This is a genomic window from Psychrobacter sp. CR212 (assembly GCF_059693765.1).
The window spans coordinates 560524-579729 of record NZ_JCATIF010000002.1; the positions used below are offsets into that span (position 1 = coordinate 560524).

16 protein-coding genes are annotated in these 19206 nt (G+C 44.7%); 5 read left to right on the forward strand and 11 right to left on the reverse strand.

Annotation, left to right across the window (positions count from 1 at the left end; genetic code table 11):
- Positions 1-40 precede the first annotated feature (40 nt).
- The 4 genes from puuE to uraD all read right to left on the reverse strand — a co-directional run bounded on the left by puuE (position 41) and on the right by uraD (position 3539).
- Positions 41-1021, reverse strand: coding sequence for an allantoinase PuuE (gene puuE / locus AC58CZ_RS06640; protein ID WP_494224410.1), 981 nt, complete (start codon positions 1019-1021; stop codon positions 41-43).
- 82 nt (positions 1022-1103) lie between these two features.
- Positions 1104-2438, reverse strand: coding sequence for a urate hydroxylase PuuD (locus AC58CZ_RS06645; protein ID WP_494224411.1), 1335 nt, complete (start codon positions 2436-2438; stop codon positions 1104-1106).
- Positions 2439-2531: 93 nt separating this feature from the next.
- Positions 2532-2900: a hydroxyisourate hydrolase gene (uraH, locus tag AC58CZ_RS06650; RefSeq protein ID WP_427617527.1), complete on the reverse strand. Its 369-nt coding sequence runs from the start codon at positions 2898-2900 to the stop codon at positions 2532-2534.
- A gap of 117 nt (positions 2901-3017) precedes the next feature.
- Positions 3018-3539: a 2-oxo-4-hydroxy-4-carboxy-5-ureidoimidazoline decarboxylase gene (gene uraD, locus AC58CZ_RS06655; RefSeq protein ID WP_494224412.1), complete on the reverse strand. Its 522-nt coding sequence runs from the start codon at positions 3537-3539 to the stop codon at positions 3018-3020.
- Positions 3540-4006: 467 nt separating this feature from the next.
- On the opposite strand from uraD, the gene AC58CZ_RS06660 reads away from it, so the two are divergent.
- Positions 4007-4672 carry a TetR family transcriptional regulator C-terminal domain-containing protein gene (locus AC58CZ_RS06660; protein ID WP_494224413.1) on the forward strand — a complete coding sequence of 222 codons (666 nt, stop codon included), beginning with the start codon at positions 4007-4009 and terminating at the stop codon, positions 4670-4672.
- 106 nt (positions 4673-4778) lie between these two features.
- Here AC58CZ_RS06660 and AC58CZ_RS06665 read toward each other — a convergent pair whose 3' ends face one another.
- The 5 genes from AC58CZ_RS06665 to tolQ all read right to left on the reverse strand — a co-directional run bounded on the left by AC58CZ_RS06665 (position 4779) and on the right by tolQ (position 10364).
- Positions 4779-6185: a nucleobase:cation symporter-2 family protein gene (locus AC58CZ_RS06665; RefSeq protein WP_423608543.1), complete on the reverse strand. Its 1407-nt coding sequence runs from the start codon at positions 6183-6185 to the stop codon at positions 4779-4781.
- A 489-nt stretch (positions 6186-6674) separates the two neighbouring features.
- On the reverse strand, positions 6675-7967 hold the full coding sequence (locus tag AC58CZ_RS06670; protein ID WP_494224414.1) for a translocation protein TolB: 1293 nt from the start codon (positions 7965-7967) through the stop codon (positions 6675-6677).
- Between the two features lie 133 nt (positions 7968-8100).
- A complete protein-coding gene (locus AC58CZ_RS06675; RefSeq protein WP_494224415.1) occupies positions 8101-9126 on the reverse strand; it encodes a cell envelope integrity TolA family protein in 1026 nt (341 codons plus the stop codon).
- Between the two features lie 57 nt (positions 9127-9183).
- Complete coding sequence (tolR, locus tag AC58CZ_RS06680) at positions 9184-9645, reverse strand: protein TolR (RefSeq protein ID WP_494224416.1); 462 nt, start codon at positions 9643-9645, stop codon at positions 9184-9186.
- Positions 9642-10364: a protein TolQ gene (tolQ, locus tag AC58CZ_RS06685; RefSeq protein ID WP_494224417.1), complete on the reverse strand. Its 723-nt coding sequence runs from the start codon at positions 10362-10364 to the stop codon at positions 9642-9644. Before tolQ ends, tolR begins: the two co-directional genes overlap by 4 nt.
- Before the next feature lie 547 nt (positions 10365-10911).
- On the opposite strand from tolQ, the gene AC58CZ_RS06690 reads away from it, so the two are divergent.
- The 3 genes from AC58CZ_RS06690 to AC58CZ_RS06700 all read left to right on the forward strand — a co-directional run bounded on the left by AC58CZ_RS06690 (position 10912) and on the right by AC58CZ_RS06700 (position 16869).
- Entirely contained in the window at positions 10912-12207 is a 1296-nt protein-coding gene (locus AC58CZ_RS06690; RefSeq protein WP_093069039.1) for an NCS2 family permease, read from the forward strand.
- Positions 12208-12916: 709 nt separating this feature from the next.
- Positions 12917-16165: a bifunctional proline dehydrogenase/L-glutamate gamma-semialdehyde dehydrogenase PutA gene (putA, locus tag AC58CZ_RS06695; protein WP_494224418.1), complete on the forward strand. Its 3249-nt coding sequence runs from the start codon at positions 12917-12919 to the stop codon at positions 16163-16165.
- An 11-nt stretch (positions 16166-16176) separates the two neighbouring features.
- On the forward strand, positions 16177-16869 hold the full coding sequence (locus AC58CZ_RS06700; RefSeq protein WP_494224419.1) for a 1-pyrroline-5-carboxylate dehydrogenase: 693 nt from the start codon (positions 16177-16179) through the stop codon (positions 16867-16869).
- Positions 16870-17058: 189 nt separating this feature from the next.
- Here the strand turns inward: AC58CZ_RS06700 and AC58CZ_RS06705 are convergent, their stop codons facing one another.
- The gene (locus tag AC58CZ_RS06705) at positions 17059-18231 is read right to left on the reverse strand and encodes a JmjC domain-containing protein (protein ID WP_494224420.1); all 1173 of its coding nucleotides are present in this window, start codon (positions 18229-18231) and stop codon (positions 17059-17061) included.
- Positions 18232-18361: 130 nt separating this feature from the next.
- Here AC58CZ_RS06705 and AC58CZ_RS06710 point away from each other — a divergent pair, with 130 nt between their 5' ends.
- Positions 18362-18547 carry an NF038104 family lipoprotein gene (locus tag AC58CZ_RS06710; RefSeq protein ID WP_494224421.1) on the forward strand — a complete coding sequence of 62 codons (186 nt, stop codon included), beginning with the start codon at positions 18362-18364 and terminating at the stop codon, positions 18545-18547.
- A 4-nt stretch (positions 18548-18551) separates the two neighbouring features.
- Here the strand turns inward: AC58CZ_RS06710 and AC58CZ_RS06715 are convergent, their stop codons facing one another.
- Positions 18552-19193: a DUF2238 domain-containing protein gene (locus tag AC58CZ_RS06715; protein WP_494224422.1), complete on the reverse strand. Its 642-nt coding sequence runs from the start codon at positions 19191-19193 to the stop codon at positions 18552-18554.
- Positions 19194-19206 lie beyond the last annotated feature (13 nt).

Consider the following 19206-nt stretch of genomic DNA (forward strand, 5'->3'; position numbering starts at 1 on the left):
CACACTGCGATGTATTCAATGAGCGAGGCAATGGCAAAAGCTACATCCAGTTGGCTGTATTGTCTGGTGTTGCTGGATGGTTGTCGTACCAGTGCTTCGCGATCTCATCACGGCGGCATATCCACACGTCAGGCTTATTGGTGATGTATTGCAAAAACTGTTTTAGCGCCTTGATACGTCCTGCCCGTCCGATAATACGGCAATGCAAACCGATGGTCAGCATTTTTGGGGTTTCTGCGCCTTCTTCATACAGGGTGTCAAAGCTGTCTTTGAGGTATTGATAAAATGGCTCGGCATGGGTAAACCCCGGGCTAGAAGAAAAGCGCATGTCATTGGTCTCTAAACTATAAGGGATGACCAAATGCGGCTTGCGTGTGATTGTATTGCCATCTTGGGCTTTGACATTGAGCCAGTAGGGCAGCTCATCGCCATAGGAGTCAGAGTCATAGTGATAGCCACCTTGTTCGACGACCAGCTCGCGCGTGTTTGGGCTATCGCGTCCCGTGTACCAACCGAGCGGCTGCTTGCCGAGCATGCGCTCAAATATGTTAGTAGCACGGCGGATGTGCTCACGTTCCGTCTCGCGATACATATATTGATAAGTAATCCAGCGTAGACCGTGACTGGCAATCTCATGACCGTCTTCTAATACGCGCTCGATAATATGCGGGGTTTTTTCGGCAGCGGCAGCACAAGTAAAAGTGGTGATAGGAGCGCCGTACTCTTTAAACACATCCAACACCCGCCACACACCAACACGGCTGCCGTATTCAAATGCTGACTCGATAGACTGGTGACGGTTGTTAAATTCAGGCGTACCCAAGATATCCGACAAAAAGCGCTCGGACTGTCCATCGCCATGGATGACGCTATTTTCTGCCCCTTCTTCGATATTCAAGACAAACTGTACGGCGATTTTTGCACCGCCTGGCCAATTGGCTTTTGGTGGCTTGCCACCGTAGCCTTTTAGGTCGCGGGGATACGTACTCAGATCAAAATCACTGATGATTTTTTTGCTCATTGTTTATGTTCCTATATCTCGTAGAGCCTTAAATATTTAATTGAATATTGCTCGCCAAGGAAAGTTTTCTATTGATAACAACCTACAAGGATGATGCGTACGCTACAAGCTGCTGACGTTCTGTATCTGTTAACTGAGTGATATTACCAAGTGGCATATAGCCAGTTTGTACCGCAGTAACGATTTTTGCTTTGTGTGTTTTTAGGTCTTCTGGTGTTTGCAAAATGATACCGGCTGGAGGCGCGGCGAAACCTTGCTGTGTGGGCTGCACCGCATGACAAGTGCTACAGCGCGTATGTACAACATCCATCATAGCGTCATCTGCTGATGCGCTCACTGGTACGGCTTCAGCAGCAGTGGCGGCATTATTGCTAACACTGCTATTATTGACGTTATCAGTATTGGTATTAGTATTAGTAGTCGCGCTTGTAGCTGTTGGGGTGCTATTAGTTGTCGTAGGTGTTACGGAGGCAGTAGTAGGCATTGCAGGCGCTGGATCAATTGGTTCAGGTCGCATCCAGATAATTAATAATACCGTCAGTATGGCTGGGATAACCAAGTAGCGTGGTTTTTTATGCCCTAAATGTTTTTGGTTAAAATAATGACGTGCCATTGCAGTGATAACGCCAACAAACACCAAGACCAACCAACCTTTTTCATGAGCATACATCATCGGATAGTGGTTGCTAATCATGGTAAAGATGAGCGGCAGGGTAAAGTAGTTATTCATCAGTGAGCGGTTTTTGGCTTGCAGTGCCAATTCAGCGACTTCTTTGCCCGGTTTTTCACCGCGCCGCACACAGTCAACGAGTGCGCGCTGCGCTGGCATAATACCGAAGAATACGTTACCGACCATGACCGTGCCCAAGATAGCACCGATATGAATGAATGAGGCGCGATCACTAAACAGCTGATAAGAGCCCCAACTCGCGATAACCAGCAAAATAAAAATCAGGGTGCTAAAAATAAAGGCGTTTTTGCCCAAATGACTGCGCACAATGACTTCATAAATAAAGTAACTACCAAATAAAAACAGCAAGCTTGTCGCAATGGCACCGATACTGGTAAAAGGCACTTTGCTTGGATCGATCAGATAGGCAGTTGCATTGGCATAATAGACGATCGACATCATCGCCGCACCCGTCAGCCACGTGGTATACGCTTCCCACTTAAACCAATGTAGCGTCTTTGGCATTTCCTCTGGTTCGAGCTTGTATTTGGCAATCTCATAAAACCCGCCGCCATGCACAGCCCAAAGATCACCTGAGATGCCTTTGTCTGCTTTCCACTGTGGCGGCTTGCGTAGGCTCAGATCCAGCCACACAAAATAAAACGATGCACCAATCCATGCCACCCCTGCGATAACATGAAACCAGCGAAAAAATAAACTCAACCATTCGAGAAGATAGGCGCCCATGCGGTAAGTGTCCTTTAATATGACAGTGTCTAAATAAAATGGCTATGAGCAGATAGCGACTTTCGCTCACAGTTTTTTGATAATAAGGGTCGGTTATGAGCCGCGGTAGGTACTATAACCATGCGCACTCAGAAGTAATGGCACGTGATAGTGGCTTGCGTCTTTTATCACAAAGTCGATGACTACCTGCGGATAGAATGCCGTCAACTGCTGGGCGTCAAAATATGCCTGAGTATCAAACGTCACGGTATAGCGCCCCGTATCTAGCTGACGCTCAGTGCCATCAATGCTTGACTCAAACTGCCAAGCATCTGGTGTCACGCGACCATCGCTATTGGTCGTCCCATGCGCAAGCAGTATCGTGTCACCGCTGTCTGGTATGCGGTGTAGGCGGACGGCGATATCAGCAGCAGGCGTGCCAAGGTGTGTGTCTAAGATATGTGACGATAAGGTGGCAGACATAAGGCTTCCTTTGTATTTAGTAAAGACGTAAATAGAGTAATGATGCTAGCGTATTTGATAAGTAGAACGTCGGACAAACATTGATAGTAATAATGTGGTTTGATAGCTGTTGATCATCTAAGCATTACCTAATAGTTTGCGCAGACGTAAACGTGTGATTTTATTTTGTTCTGCGGCGGCATTGACCAGCTCTGTGGCACGGTCGTTTGGCAGGCGTGCTAATAGCAGATCGAGCATTTGCGCCGCGCTTTTGCCGGTTGCAAAGACAATAAAAATAAAACCAAATTTATCAAGATAATCTTGATTGCCTTTAGCGAGCGCTTCGAGTACATCGTCTGCTGCATCGTTAGCGCCAGACTGCTCATGTGCGGCGCTATCTTGTGTATTGCGATATTTCTCTTTTAAAGAAGCCACATTACCGATTTGTGGATGTCCATCGAACGCTTCTAGCAAGTTGGCCTCATTGGTTTGCACGTCATGCCAGATAGCATCGCTATTCGCTAAGAGCGCATCGAAATCTGCAAAAGGACGCGCATTGGCAAGCTTATTTGCCCAAACGCTACTGGTACAGCAGATTAAAAGCTGAGCAATGGCTACTTCCTGAGACAAATCATTAAATTGCGCTAAGGTTAAGCTCATGGTGATATCCTTTTTGTTGATATGACAGCCCATTATGTGGACTGGATAACTATTGTTTAATAAAGGTTTATACATGGTGGTTTTTTGCTTAGACTTAGCGATAGCAATCGATGTTTTTATGGTTCATTTTTTAGTTTTTCGACGTTTGCATTTTTATTTAAGCAAACCCACAGTGCGTATTTAAGTTGCTAGCTTTCTAATCATGATAAATTGACGATACAGAACGTATTTTTTGAGGAAATACTAATAGTTGAGCCGCAAAATGACATGGCAGTATAGTTTTGGTCGTAATACGTGTGATTTATAATTACCATTCTGCTAAAACCTGACTAATTGGTCAACTGTTTTATGAGAATTTTTTGTTTGGTGGTTCTTACTGCGAAAATCTGTGCATTGATATATAAAAACATTCAAAAATATAGCGACTATTTTGTCGAACCAGCCACTTGGAGTGAGATACCATTGTTATGACTCAAGATAATCAGAAAGAGGATATCCTGACTATTGATGCGCCATCGCATCGTAGTCAACAAGTTACGCGCGCGCACAATCAAGCGTTGATACTGGCAGCGGCTGAAGAGGAGTTCGTGCTCCAAAGCTATCGCGGCGCTACAATGCAAGGCATCGCTGATCGAGCAGGACTGCCTAAAGCCAACGTTCACTATTATTTTAAAAACAAAAAAAACCTATATATGGCGGTGCTACGCTCGATTATTGAAGAGTGGAATGACGGCTTGGTGACGATGACAGTGGACAGCGATCCAAAAACCGTCATTGAAAAATTTGTCCGTACAAAGCTGCATCAAGCTTTTGTCAATCCTAGTCGTCATAAGTTGTTTGCCATTGAAGTCATTGGCGGTGCGCCTCACTTGCACGAATTTATGTCAACAACGATGAAAGACTGGGTAAATGATAAAGCGCAAGTCATGAAAGAGTGGCATAAGCAAGGCAAGATTGGGATTACAGATCCCCTGCAACTACTAATTTTGATATGGGCGACGACCCAGCGTTACGCTGAATTTGAGATTGAAATTGTCGGCCTGATGGACAAAACAGCTTATGACGCAGAAGATGAAGCGCGCGCAGCAGATTTTCTAGTGCCTTTTATTTTACGAGGCTGTGGACTTGAATGATTATATACAGTTAAGTCATTGTGATTAAGGGATCATAGAGGACGAGGTGCACAAACAAATTTTATGGCACCTCGTTTTACTTTTAGACAGGGCTAAACATTCAAATTTATGCCACTTTTTGCGCTGTTTTTAAGCCATCTTCGGCATGTTGTTCAGCCGTATCAAATTCCACACCGTAGTTTTTTGGTAGGATCATATCAAGCGTGATTGCCACAATACCGGACATCGTCACCGCTGAGCCAAAGATGTTTTGGAAAAATTGCGGCGTCTGTGAGAGTACGTCAGGAACGAATGCAATACCCGTTGCTAATCCTAGTGACGTGGCGATAATCAAGACATTACGATGGGTAAAATCCACGGTGGATAGTATACGAATACCCGCAGTTGCGACAGTGGCAAACATCAGTAGCGTGACCCCGCCTACGACAGGCTTGGGCAGCTGCGTGAAAATCGCACCAAGGATAGGAAATAGACCCATCAGGCACAAGATACCGCCAACATAAAAACCAACATAGCGACTGGCAATACCTGTCATTTGAATCACGCCGTTATTTTGGCTAAAGGTTGTCACAGGAAAAGTGTTGAATACAGCCGCAATCAGCGAGTTGACACCATCACCCAACACACCACCTTTAATGCGCTTCTCATAGAGCGGGCCTTTGATCGGTTCGCCTGAAATCATCGAGGTAGCGGTCAAATCACCCGAGGTCTCAATACTGGTGATGATGTACATAAAGGCAATGGGAATAAATGCCTGCCAATCAAAACCAAAACCATATTTAAAGGGAATGGGAACGGTGAAAAAATCCGCTTCAGACACCAATGAAAAATCAATGCGCCCCATAAATACGGCAGCGAGCAAGCCTAACATCAGACCGATAAAGATAGCACTTGAGCGAATAACCTTATTGTTAATAATGCTAATGAGCACCACACTGACGAGTACGCCACCACCTAAGAGTAGGTTTGGAATACTACCGAAATCCTCAGCACCAAACCCACCTGCCAAATCAGTGAGACCTACCTTTGTTAGGGACAAACCAATCGTGACAATCACACAGCCAGTAACAATAGGGCTCATAAATGATTTGAGTTTGGTGATAAATTGACTCAAAAATATCTCAACAAATGCGCCGAGAAACGACACACCAAAGATAACGGATAAAATCTCTTCAGGACTACCACCGCGGTTTTTTACTACAAATCCTGCTGTCAATACTGCCGCCAAAAAACCAAAACTGGTGCCTTGCAGTGCCATAAGACCAGAGCCAATTGGCCCTACTTTTCGAGTTTGAATAAAAGTCGCTACCCCAGATACGATCAACGACATGCTAAGAAGATAAGGAATATGTTCCCCTAGGCCTAAAGTGCCACCGATGATTAATGAAGGGGTAATAATACCAACGAAAGCAGCAAGTACGTGCTGTATGGCACCTAAGAATGCTTTGATAGGGTTGGGGCGGTCGTGCAGTCTATATAATAAATCAGTATTTGCTGGAACGTTTTCACTCATGGTGGTTTCCTCCTAGAATAACTGCTTAGCACCCAATTAACTGTATATATCAGACAACGTAACAAATCATTAGATAAAAATTAAAACCCAATCCTTAACCTATTTTTTATCGATTCAAATAATAGGGGTAAGTTCCCGACCTTAAAATAGACAACAGCAATAGTTTATATTTGTTGGCCAATATCTAAATAACCTGACCAATTAGTCAGACCTATTTAGGATATAGGTAAAATGAAAGTTAATGCAATGTTTTTTTTGGTACTAACCGGTTTACGGGTTTATTACTAACAATAAGGAAGAAAAATGAGTTCGAATGAAGGGTGCCTAAGAAGAGTGCATAAGACGGCGGGCAGGTTTTACTAAGTAGGTTTTATCATTTTTCTTCTAGCAGCTTATGACACAAAAAAGCCTCAATCATAATGAATATGATTGAGGCTTTTTGTATGAGCAGATTCTAACGTTGTGATTCAGTTGCCTAAGTTGCCTAAATTAGTTTGGACTTGATGACCATACGGGTGAGCGGATGATGCCTTGTCCTGATTTGCCGAACGCTTCGCCACCATTCAATGATTTAATCGTTAGTACACCTTTGCCGCCTTGGGTTGACGCATAGACCACGCGCTTGCCATTGGGTGAGAAGCTTGGGGCTTCATCGATACCCGTATTACCAAGGTTGGTCGTCACCGCACCATTGCTATTCATAATCGCGGCTGAGCGTCCACTTAAAAAGGCGATTTGTGTTCCGTCGCTGCTAAACTGCGGGCTAGTCGCATAGCCACCATTTGATACTTTGGTGGTGCGTCCCGAGCCAAACTCATAACGATAGACTTGTGGTTTATTGAATCCAGTTTTGTCACTGACAAATACAAATGACTTGCCATCAGGAGCGTAGCTTGGCTGCACCTCACTGCTTGGCAAATTAGTGAGGCGTTTAGGCGTACCGCCGCTTGCGCTTATCTCATAGATATCGGCGCTACCCTCAAAACTACTAGAAAATAGGATTTTGCTGCCATCAGGAGAGAATGACGGACTCAAGTTACTACCAGAAAAAGGCGTTAGCACACTGGCGCCGCCGCCACTGACGTTTTGAATGTAGATGACGGGATATGATTTTTCACGTTGTACCGAGTAGGCAATGCGATTGCCGTCAGGTGACCATGCTGGTGAGAAGATAGACCCTGCTACCTCAGTGATGGTTTTGGCGTTTTCACCATCAGCATCCATCACTTTTAGACGAGAGACTTTTTGTTTGCCAGTGCCTGTTTCTTCTATATAAGCAATACGCCCTGAGAAATCCCCTGGAATGCCCGTAATCAGCTCATAGACTTTATCTGCGATGACGTGACCGGCGTAGCGCATGCTTTCTCTGTTATTGTCAGCGGTTAGGCTTTGCTTGCCTTCTATCACGCGACCAGATTTGACATCGATGACCTCATAATCGGTGACGATTTTGCCGCGATTGGTACGAGTGCTGCCGACGACCAAATAAGGTATGCCCATACTTTGCCATACTGGCAGTGTGCCTGCCAGCTCGCTACTGCTGCGTGGCTGCTGCGGTAGGTTTTGGCTAGTGATTTTTAGTTCTGTATTATTCAAATCATTTAAAATAATAGGGGACAAAACAGAATCGCCTGCGAATGGTACAAACGCGACTTGGTTTTGTTGGACAGGAATCTCATAGTCCAATTCTAATACGACAGGGGCTGCGAGCACGTTTTGCGAGATAAGTAATGCTGAACTACCCGCAAGTAAAGAGGCTAGTAGTTTTTTATGAGTATACATGGGTCAATGGCGCTCCTAAAATTAATATGATAGTCATTTTTATAGTCGATGAGGCAAGTATTTAGATGAAAAAACGATGCGATAAAAGCCGCTTAACATCACGTTATCAATAATACAAGACGCTAGCAACTGATTAATTGCTACCTTTAAACTGTATAGTAAAGGTAGGATATTTTGGGTCATCAGTATCGATTGGTAGGCTACCTGTGTTGAGCACTGCTTGTCTGGCAGCTTCATTGACGACGCTATCAGGACCAGATGCGGTGACATTGACCACGTCACCATTGGCATTAACGGTGATGGTTAAGGTGGCACGCTGGGTAGAGCCTTTCGCTGCGGTAGGCGGCGTATAGTTGCGCTTGATTAGATTGATGATTTCACTATTGCTGGCACCGCGACTACCACTTGAGGCAGAGCGACTACTACCTTTAGAAGTACTAGAAGTTGAGGTGTCGCCGGAGATGGTTGATTGACCATCTGAGAGACTAAAGGTTCGGCCTGCATTGCCAGAGCCATCGGTATCAATCTGTATATTACGATCGTTAGCCGTGGGGCGTCTGATCTTGGGTGGGTTGTTTTGCTTTTGACGAAAATCTCCGAGCCTTTTTTGCTCTTCGATCATCTGCTCTCTTTTGTCTTGCTCTACTTGATCAAGCTCCTCTATCGCGGATTCGTCTAGCTGCGCTGCCCACTCAGCCATTCTGCGCTCATATTCTTGGTTTTGCTCGCGCAGGCGTTGATGTTGCTCTTCAGTCATAAGCATAGGCTGACTGGCAGGCTCGTCAGATCGCGTAAACACAGGGACACGCTGAGAGTTCGGCTGGCTTGGATTTTGAGCGCTTGAGCTACTACTACTTGAGGTTTCTTGTTGAGCGCTACTGGCTGAGTCGCTGGTGCTGCTGTCCATTTGCATGGCGCTGGCTGCTGCACGATTGGCCAATATCTGTCCTTGCATTTCAGCGAGCTGCTCAGGAGATACCATGACCGTCTCGATGCTACCAGCAGTCTCAACCTCAGTGGTCTGATAGTTATAAACCAGTATGCCGATTATAAGACCATGTGCTAGCAAACTGAGTAACGTAGGCAGTGTTAGCCCGTTGCCTTCAGGTTCGGTGGGGACATAGACGGCAGGCGCATTATGCATGGTATGGATACTCATGAACGTGGTTTATCGGATTGGCTGCTATGATGTGACATACCTATATAGAAGGTATAGCTATTGGAGTGATGGCGTCGGTAGAGGCGCACCAGTCAATAACCCTACTTTTTCAATACCTGCCTGCTGCAAAGTTGCCATGAGCGTCATGATAGCGCCATATTGGTTATTTTGATCAGCATTAATCATCACTTGCAATGGCTCAGTGTTGGTATTACCGCTCTGAGACTGTAAGTTGGATAAAGTGTTAATTAGCTCAGGCTCACTAATAGGTAAGTCGATATTATTTTCATAACTGATAAAAATCTCGCCCCTGTCAGTCAATGAGACAATGACGGGCAACTGGCTCTGACTCATGGTATTGGTTTGCTCTTTTGGCAAATCAACATCGACACCCGTAATGAGCATGGGTGCGGTCACCATAAATATCACCAATAGCACCAGCATAACGTCGATGTAGGGAACGACATTCATCTCTGCATTCAGCGCTTTTTTCTCACGGCGATAGGGGTTTGGTTTCATAGCCCATTCACCTGAGTGGCACTCACTTGCGTCTCTCTAGCAACGGGGATTTGCACACTGGTCTCGCGCTGTAGCATGCCTGTCATCTCGTCACAGAACAGTGCTCGTGAATCATAAAGACGGCTAGATTTTGCCGTAAAGTGATTGTATGCCAATACAGCAGGAATAGCGGCAAACAAGCCCATGGCTGTCGCAATCAGCGCCTCAGCAATACCAGGCGCGACAGAGGCTAGGGTGGCTTGCTCGGTTTGCGACAGTCCCAAAAACGCGTTCATGATGCCCCAAACGGTTCCAAACAGTCCAATGTAAGGAGCCACCGAGCCGATACTCGCTAGCGTCGTCAGTCCTGACTCGAGTAATTGCTGTTGACGGCCCAAGCCGACGCGCAGTTTACGTTCAACACCGTCGATGATGTCATCTTTAGGTTGACGTTTTTTATGCATTCTCAGGTACTCTGAAAATCCCACATAAAAAATCTGCTCAAGTCCTTGGCGATCAGGTGAGCCTTGTACGCCTTGATACAGCTTTGCTAAATCTTCGCCTGACCAAAACCAAGTCTCAAATTGTTGATCAAAGTTTTTGGCTTTACCGAGCCGTGCACTCATACGGAAAATAATGACCCAACTGAACAAAGAGGCTAATAGCAATAACGCCATCACAATCTGTACCAATAGACTGGCTTGGGTAATAAGATCAATAATATTTAATGATTCAGGCATGTAATGGACTCACGGATAATTGACAACAGCTGGTTTAAATAAAGACATCCAAACCAAACGAACCCTAAAAATAATAAGCATACTTTATCGTTGAATCTTAATCGCAGTAAAGATCTCGGCAATCGGGTTTAGTAAGAGACTATTTGAGACCACGCTCAACCACTGAGACATCAACATAATAACCTGTTAGTTTACTTCTAAATGAAAGAAACGTCATTATTAATGTGTTAACCAGACAAAAAGTACGATACATCAAATATTTTAACAATATGGTGGCAACTCATTACTAATATACATAAATGATTTGAGCTAGAGACTATAAGAAAATTAAAATTTGTATAGACTTTTTATCGTTATAAAAGTGATATTTTTAATTGCTTTTTTATACGAGTTAGACATTATCAGCGATTGAGTTTGTAAGACAACTCGTCTAATATGTTACGCTTTGTTACTACATTATTCTTACTGCGGCATCGCCATTTTGCTGAGGTCATGTTTAGTTTTAGGTAGTGGTGATTTTTTATTAGCCAGTTGGGGGCGAACACTTATGAATGCAATTGAACGCTATTTTGGGATTAATGGTGACAATACCACGATCAAAACAGAAATCGTCGCTGGTATAACCACGTTTTTGACGATGGCTTATATTATCTTTGTTAACCCTAATGTCTTAGCCGATGCAGGTATGGACAAAGGGGCCGTATTTGTCGCAACCTGTGTGGCCGCAGCAGTCGGTTGTTTCATCATGGGTATCTATGCCCGACTACCAGTGGCACTAGCGCCAGGCATGGGACTTAATGCTTTCTTCACCTATGGCGTGGTCTTAGGTATGGGGTATGCATGGCAAACCGCGCTGGGTGCGGTGTTTTTGTCAGGTTGTATCTTTGTTCTATTAAGCCTCTTTAAGATTCGTGAGGCAATCATCAATGCGATTCCAAACTCTCTCAAAAACGGCGTGGTCGCTGGTATTGGTGCATTCTTGGCTTTTATTGCTTTGCAGAGTGCAGGTATCATCGTCAATCATGATGCGACCTTGGTTGCTCTTGGTGATATGACGTCATTTGGTCCTGTATTGGCATCTCTAGGTTTTGTCGTCATTATTGGTCTGTCTTATAAAAGAGTCCCAGGTGCGGTAACCATTGGTATTTTGCTGGTTGCTCTGATTAGTTTGCTAATGGGCTATACACAGTTTACCGGTATCATATCTGCACCGCCTTCAATCGCGCCGACACTGATGCAGCTCGATATCGCTGGCGCATTTGATGTTGGTATGATCAGTGTGATCTTCGCTTTCTTATTTGTGGACTTATTTGATACTGCAGGTACGCTAATTGCAACCACTAGCCAAGCAAAGTTGACTGACAAAGATGGCAATATTCCTAATATGGGCAAGGCGCTATTAGCAGACTCAACAGCGACAGTTGCAGGCTCTTTACTTGGTACGTCATCGACAACCAGTTATATCGAAAGTATCTCTGGTATTGCCTCAGGTGGCCGTACAGGATTGATGGCAGTCACTGTTGGTGTGTTATTTTTACTAAGCATTTTCTTTTCTCCATTAGCCGGTATGATCCCAGCCTACGCGACGGCCGGTGCCATATTTTATGTTGCCGTACTGATGATGGGCACCCTAAAAGACATCGACTGGAGCGACTTAACAGAAGCGGCGCCTGTTGTAGTTGTATTGCTGTTCACGCCGCTGACATACTCTATCGCTGATGGCATCGCACTTGGTTTTATCACCTTTACCGCGGTCAAAGCGATCTCTGGTAAGTTCGCTGATATCAGCATTGCTGTATGGCTTTTGACTCTTGTGCTATTGGTTAAAATTATCTTCTTATAAGGCGTATCGCGCTAGGTATGAGACCTAACAATACAACCCTCTTTATCACTTGATGGTAAAGAGGGTTTTTATTATTTGGAGATGGTACTTAGCTTACTAGTGAGCCCAAAATTGGTACGATTAAAACTCAAAATTTTGGTAATAATTAATCGGTAATAGTAAACTAAAAAATATAACCAAAGCGTCATGACTGAAAAATTTCTTGTAAATATTTGTTTTTTAAAGAAAAATTTATTTTTAAAAATAAAAAAAAGCGTTAGTTTGAATTTTTTTTTCATGATATTATAGCCGAGTTAAGCGCATCACCTCAATCAACGCCGTAGAGGTTTTTCTTACAGTGAATTTGCACATTTAAGATGGTATGTTTGGGCTTGTTTAAGTGATTTTTTATCACTTCATTCAAGCGATATTTGTCCATCACACTCCTTTCACTACTAACAAGAAGAAGGCACTAATGCCGCTTAATTTTTCGTTGTTGCCTTTGTATTGTTAACGTAGCCCGTTTAACAGTGGAACGACCTACTTAACCATCTCCAGCATGTGCTGGATTTTCTAGTTTTGTGATGGCGCCGTTTGGTCTTTTGATTATTGCTGTGAATATCCCTCCATAACCTCTATTTTGATAGCGGTTACGAGCAGTTATGCAGGACGATCAGACTTCCTAGAGCACCATTTATTATGGTTTTTAAACGATAGTTATGGAGTTGTTATGAACCCAGTAGACCAGTTTACCCCGCAAGAGCCGATTTTGTTCAATCCTGTTGATATGCTGTCGCCAGAGTATCTTGCCCAGCCAATAGAAGAGTTATATAAGCGTATTTCGCCACTATATAGCGTTGATGAACAGCGTTGGTTGGCTGATTTATTGCCACTTGCCAAGCCTAGTGCAGAGGAGCGTGATGCTGCCGCTGAGCAGACACGCAGGCTGGTTGAGCATGTGCGTAACGATGGCAAAGCCGTCAAGATGGTTGACTCATTATTGCTTGAGTATAGCCTTGATACCCAAGAAGGTATCTTGCTCATGAGTTTGGCAGAAGCGTTGATTCGAGTGCCGGATAATTATACTGCTGATGCATTGATTCATGACAAAATGAGTGTGGCAGATTGGAAAAAGCACATCAAAAATGACAATGGTTTCATGGTCAATGCCTCTACTTGGGGCATGATGATGACAGGCCGTGTCGTCAGTATTGATAGCAGCACTACTGCATCAGGTTTCTTGGATCGCATGACCAAAAAGATGGGTGAGCCTGTCATTCGTAGTGCCATGCAAAAAGCCATGCGTATCATGGGTCATCAGTTTGTATTGGGCGAAACCATCGAAGACGCCAATAAAAACAGCCAGCCATATCGTAATAAAGGTTATACCTATTCATTCGATATGCTAGGTGAAGCGGCTATCACGCATAGAGATGCTGAAAAATACTTCAATGACTACTTGCATGCGATCAAAGCGACGGCCAACGTCAAAGTCAAAGAAGGTATGCCTAAGCCATCAGTATCTATCAAATTGTCTGCGCTGCATCCTCGCTATGAAGCGACACAAGAAGCTCAGGTCATGGGTCTATTGCGTCAACGCTGCTTGCTCCTTATTGAAGCGGCACGCGAGGTCAATGTTGATCTTAGTATTGATGCCGAAGAAGCGGATCGTCTTGAGATTTCTTTAAAACTGTTTGAGTCTCTATACCGTGATAACTCAACAGCTGGTTGGGATGGCCTAGGTATCGTTGTACAAGGTTATTCTAAACGTGCTATCGCTGTATTGGCTTGGCTTGCTCGTTTGTCTTCTGAAGTAGGCGATCGCATTCCAGTACGTCTGGTAAAAGGCGCTTATTGGGATACTGAGATCAAACTTGCTCAGCAAAAAGGTCTATCAGGCTATCCAGTTTGGACACGCAAAGAAGGTACAGATACCGCATATCTTGCTAGTGCGCGTTTCTTATTATCAGACCATCTGCGCGGTCTTATCTGGCCACAGTTTGCAACGCATAATGCGCACACGCTTTCTTCAATCATGACCATGAGTCAGCATAAAGAGTTTGAATTCCAGCGTTTGCACGGTATGGGTGATGCACTTTATGACCATATTTTGCAAGCTTATGAGATTCCTGTACGTATCTATGCACCAGTTGGCGCGCACAAAGACTTGCTACCATATTTGGTACGTCGTTTGTTAGAGAACGGTGCCAACAGCTCGTTTGTCCATCAGTTATTAGACAAGTCGTATCCGATTGAAAAACTAACTGTGCATCCATATGACAAGCTACTTGCCAACCCAACCTTGCACAACCCAGATATCCCGCTACCACTAGAGATTTATGGTTCGCGCCGTGCAAGTTTTGGCCCCAACATATTTGTAGAGTCACAGTGGTTGCCGTTTAAAGCAGCTATTGATAGCCATCTCAATAAAAAATGGTCAGCGACACCTATCATCAACGGCCAAGCAATTAATGAATATGAAGTAGATGGCGTCACCCATCAGCTTGATGCGCAGCCTGTACTTGCGCCTTGGAATCATGACGTAAGCGCTGGTGAAGTCAAATATGCCAATGCAGCGTTGGCGCGCCAAGCGATTGATGTCGCTGTCGCTGGTCAAAGTACGTGGCAAAACGTAGCCGTGGCCAAACGTGCAGCAATCTTGCGTAAAATCGCTGAGCTATTTGAAGAAAACTACGCTGAGCTAATGGCACTATGCCAAGTCGAAGCTGGTAAGACTATGCAAGACAGCATCGATGAAATCAAAGAAGCCGTTGATTTCTGTCGTTTTTACGCTGATGAAGCAGAGCGCCTAGACGATGTCGTGCATGAGTTTACAGATTTGTCTGGTAAGCAATCGCGTCAAGTTTATAAACCACGTGGCACTTTTGTGTGTATTAGCCCATGGAACTTCCCATTGGCTATTTATACGGGTCAAATCGTGGCGGCACTGGCAGCAGGTAATACGGTAGTCGCTAAGCCTGCCGAGCAAACCAGCTTGATTGCGCATTTTGGTGCGCAACTCATGTATCAAGCGGGTGTACCAGCAGAAGCACTACAATTGGTGACAGGTGCCGGTGATGTGGGCGGAGCGCTAACGGCTGCTGATAACATAGCAGGTGTGATATTTACTGGCTCAACCCAAACTGCTCAGCGTATCAATCAAAGCTTGAATGATCATGCACAAGCGAGTGGCGAGTTGCCTGTATTTATCGCTGAGACTGGCGGTCAGAACGCGATGATTGTTGATTCAACAGCACTACCAGAGCAAGTCGTTAAAGACGCTGTTCTATCTGCATTTGGTTCAGCAGGTCAGCGTTGTTCAGCTTGTCGTATACTATGTGTACAGGAAGAGATGGCTGATGATTTGATCGAGCTGTTACAAGGCAATATGGCTGAGCTTTCTGTTGGCAATCCACTATACGCTGCCACAGATGTGGGTCCTGTGATTGATGCTGATGCCAAAAATGGTTTAGAGGCGCATATCGCCCGTATGGACGCTGAGCCAACCGCTACTATCTTGGCTCAAACACCAATGAGCTCAAGCTCGGTTGTCAGCCAAGAAAACTCTACCTTTGTATTGCCAACCGCAATCGAGGTAAGCAGTATTGATGTGATTGGTGGTGAGCACTTTGGTCCAATCCTGCACGTATTGCGCTATCAAGCACGTGATCTGAATAAGCTGATTGACGCTATCAACAACACAGGCTTTGGTTTGACGATGGGCATCCATAGCCGTATCGAAAAAACTGTTGAGCATATCGAGCGCCGTGCTTTTGTAGGCAACACTTATATCAACCGTAACCAAATCGGCGCGGTCGTAAACGTCCAGCCATTCGGTGGTTGTGGCCTGTCTGGTACTGGCCCGAAAGCAGGTGGCCCGCACTATGTTGCACGTCTGATGCAGCTTAGCTCAGAATCAAATGGCAGCAACCAAGCAAATGCTAACACCCAAACAACCACTCAAACAGAACTCGCATAAGGAGTAGCAACATGGCGACTGAATTCAAAAAAAATCATGCCCAGGTTTGTGAATCTTGGCGACTACTTGGCGCAGTTAACCGCGCAACGTACCTAGAGGCGGCAATTCCAAAGTTGTCTCTATTGACTGGTGATGCCAACAAAGCAAAGCGTTTATTCAATCACCTATTGAGCGCGGCTCCTAGTTTGGATGAGACGCATCGTATGACTGGTGCGACAGGTGAGTCAAACGACTTGTACGTCACTGGTCGTGGTAAGACAATGGTCATTGGTGGCGAATCAGCCAGAGCAATGGCAGTGCTAGGGCAACTGATAGCCGCATTATTGACTGGTAATGAAGTCATACTGCATTGCCCAAGCCAAGATGAGATGTGCAATGAAGCCGCTAAAATCCTGTACGATACGGGTATTAGCGAAGATGTATTGAGCGTGGCTAATGACTCGCAAACCATCACGCTTTTATACATTGATCGTCTTGCTCAGGTGGCCGTTTCTGGTAACCACAGCGAAGTACAAGCCATCAGTCAAGAGCTTGCTAAGACAGATGGTATTTTGACTCAAGTCATCAGTGTCACTGATATGGAAGGACTGTCTGAGATGCTAACGCCTGATTATCTGCATCGTTTTGTCACTGAGCGTGTTAAGACGATTAACACCACAGCAATCGGTGGTAACGCGAGCTTGCTTGAGCTTGGTACAGAGTAATAGTATTAACGACCAACACGTTTAGTGTTTATAGTGGTTTTAATAAATACTAAGCGGCGTTTGATACATCATTATGAGTATTGAACGAGTAATTGTGTAATATGCATAAGAAAAAACCGCTATCTGAGTAATTATCAGATAGCGGTTTTTTTATTGTGCATTATTCAGCTAAAATTTGATGATTATGTTTTATTCAGTCATATTGACCCATATCCAACCATTTTCTAACCATTCGCTTAAGTCGTCAGCTGCAACGTCTGCCACATCATCATATCTCAATGATTCACCATCAGCCAAGCGCATTAATACTGCGATAGCGACTTCATCAAGCCCATCGAGACGCTGTCCGTTGGCATATAGAGTGATGCCATCACGGGTTTGATTATAGAGCAGACGATTGCTATAGTCCGCTTGCAATAGCGCACCCCCAGACAATGCTTTCATGAGCGCTTCAGTATCCAGTGTTTCCTCTGGCATCAGCGCATCGTATTGGCGCTTACTCACCACCTCAGAGACTGCTTGACGAATCATATCATCACCGCGCTCAGATTGTAGCATCTCTAGCAATTGCGCTTTGATCGCCGCGATGCTGTCCGCTTGCAGTTCACCTGAGTTCTGTAGCGTTTGTGGCAGTAGCATAGGGATGAATAACTGACTGTCATTGGTTGCAATATCTGCCACACTGTCGATGATTTGCATTAAATTTGGACGACGACATCCAAACGAGAAAGTCAGACAGTCATCTTGTGCCACCCCAAAGTGCGATAATTTAGGCGGTACATAAAGCACATCACCCGCTTCTAGTATCTCATCAAAGATAAGCTCACCCATATCGTCAAACAAGCGAATAGGCTCATCAGCAACAAACTCTGTCTGCTCATCACAGAATTTGCCCAACTGCCAGCGCCGTGAACCATAGCCTTGTGCCAAAAATACATCGTAGTCGTCATAATGTTTACCGACCGACCCACCTGCTGGCGCGTAGGAAACCATAATATCGTCACGCTGCCACTGCGGAATAAAGTCAAATGCTTGCCACAACTGACCGAGCTCTGGTGACCACTGTTCAAGGTTTTGTACCAATACGGTCCATTGCTCTGGTAGGTTTTCAAAATCAGTCTCGCTCAGTGGGCTTTTTTTGAGTTGCCACTGTGCCTGACCTTCTTTTTTACTGGCTGCTTGGGTTAGCAAGCGTGCGCTAGCATCTTCTTCAAGGGCAAGACCAATCATATCATCTGGCTCAAACATATCGATCAGCTGCGGTAAGCCTTGCTTGATGAGTAAGGGTTTCTTTTGCCAGTATTCAGCCAAAAACTGCTCAGGCGTAATAGAGTCGGGTAGACAAAGAGGAATAGAATTCATGGGTAAATCCATATTGTAAATGCGTATGAGATTGATAGTAAGAGAGGCTTTATGGAAAGGTTTTAATCGTTTATGATGATCACCTATCTGATGGCTATCATCAGAGCAGCCACTGAATCGTAGGAAAGTTATGAAAAAATTACATTTTGTTGTCATTATTGCCAGTATGTTTTTCTTGCAAGCTTGTGTCCATAAAATCGTCACCGTGCCTGCCAAAATCGCCTACAAAACCACCAAAGGTGTGGTCAAAGGCACTGTCGCTGTTGGTAAAGCCATCATACCAGGTGACAGTGATGATGATAAAAAGGACGATTAGTCACTTAATTAGATACCACTTGGTTTTGACGAGTTTGAAATAGCATAATACCAGCCGAAATTAGCCCACCGAGTAATGCTAAAGCCATATCTTTGTGGGCATCCCAAACATCACCCTGCTGACCGTTATACGCTTCAGCAGCTTCTGGTGATAACGTCATTGCAATGCTCCATTCGAGTAATTCGTAGAGCAGACTTGATGACATATTAATCATGAGAGCAAGTGCGATGAGTAGTTTGACAGATTGAACGTTAAAGATAGTCTTTGAGACATCTGCCATCGGATTGAACAGTAAAACCCCGTAGCTAAAATGGACAAGACGATCGTACATATTGCGCTGCCAGCCAAATAACTCATCTAAACGTATACCGAATAGTTGCTGCGTCCAGTCATTGTAGGGCACATAAGAGTATAGATAACGCGCACCGATAATATGAATGAGTAAAAATAGTGACGCGAGCACATAGGAGCGTGAGCTAACATAGCGATAGCGACAAGCACCTAGCATTATTAATGCCAAAAAAAGCAGCGTACCGAGCTGATGTAACAGGTAGCTCGACCACTCTAGAGGCTCAATGCTTGCCAGTACCATAACGATGAATACCGCAATTGTACTAGCAAGCACAGACTTATTATCCTGATGCATAGTGCTCGATGGC

Bases quoted from the DNA above. Each gene is read 5' to 3' on its own strand.
- AC58CZ_RS06665 (WP_423608543.1), bottom strand. From the start codon at position 6,185: ATGAGTGAAAACGTTCCAGCAAATACTGATTTATTATATAGACTGCAC.
- AC58CZ_RS06705 (WP_494224420.1), bottom strand. From the start codon at position 18,231: ATGAATTCTATTCCTCTTTGTCTACCCGACTCTATTACGCCTGAGCAG.
- AC58CZ_RS06700 (WP_494224419.1), top strand. From the start codon at position 16,177: ATGGCGACTGAATTCAAAAAAAATCATGCCCAGGTTTGTGAATCTTGG.
- uraH (WP_427617527.1), bottom strand. From the start codon at position 2,900: ATGTCTGCCACCTTATCGTCACATATCTTAGACACACACCTTGGCACG.
- AC58CZ_RS06660 (WP_494224413.1), top strand. From the start codon at position 4,007: ATGACTCAAGATAATCAGAAAGAGGATATCCTGACTATTGATGCGCCA.
- AC58CZ_RS06715 (WP_494224422.1), bottom strand. From the start codon at position 19,193: ATGCATCAGGATAATAAGTCTGTGCTTGCTAGTACAATTGCGGTATTC.
- tolR (WP_494224416.1), bottom strand. From the start codon at position 9,645: ATGAAACCAAACCCCTATCGCCGTGAGAAAAAAGCGCTGAATGCAGAG.
- uraD (WP_494224412.1), bottom strand. From the start codon at position 3,539: ATGAGCTTAACCTTAGCGCAATTTAATGATTTGTCTCAGGAAGTAGCC.
- AC58CZ_RS06710 (WP_494224421.1), top strand. From the start codon at position 18,362: ATGAAAAAATTACATTTTGTTGTCATTATTGCCAGTATGTTTTTCTTG.
- AC58CZ_RS06670 (WP_494224414.1), bottom strand. From the start codon at position 7,967: ATGTATACTCATAAAAAACTACTAGCCTCTTTACTTGCGGGTAGTTCA.
- AC58CZ_RS06645 (WP_494224411.1), bottom strand. From the start codon at position 2,438: ATGGGCGCCTATCTTCTCGAATGGTTGAGTTTATTTTTTCGCTGGTTT.
- tolQ (WP_494224417.1), bottom strand. From the start codon at position 10,364: ATGCCTGAATCATTAAATATTATTGATCTTATTACCCAAGCCAGTCTA.
- puuE (WP_494224410.1), bottom strand. From the start codon at position 1,021: ATGAGCAAAAAAATCATCAGTGATTTTGATCTGAGTACGTATCCCCGC.
- AC58CZ_RS06675 (WP_494224415.1), bottom strand. From the start codon at position 9,126: ATGAGTATCCATACCATGCATAATGCGCCTGCCGTCTATGTCCCCACC.
- putA (WP_494224418.1), top strand. From the start codon at position 12,917: ATGAACCCAGTAGACCAGTTTACCCCGCAAGAGCCGATTTTGTTCAAT.
- AC58CZ_RS06690 (WP_093069039.1), top strand. From the start codon at position 10,912: ATGAATGCAATTGAACGCTATTTTGGGATTAATGGTGACAATACCACG.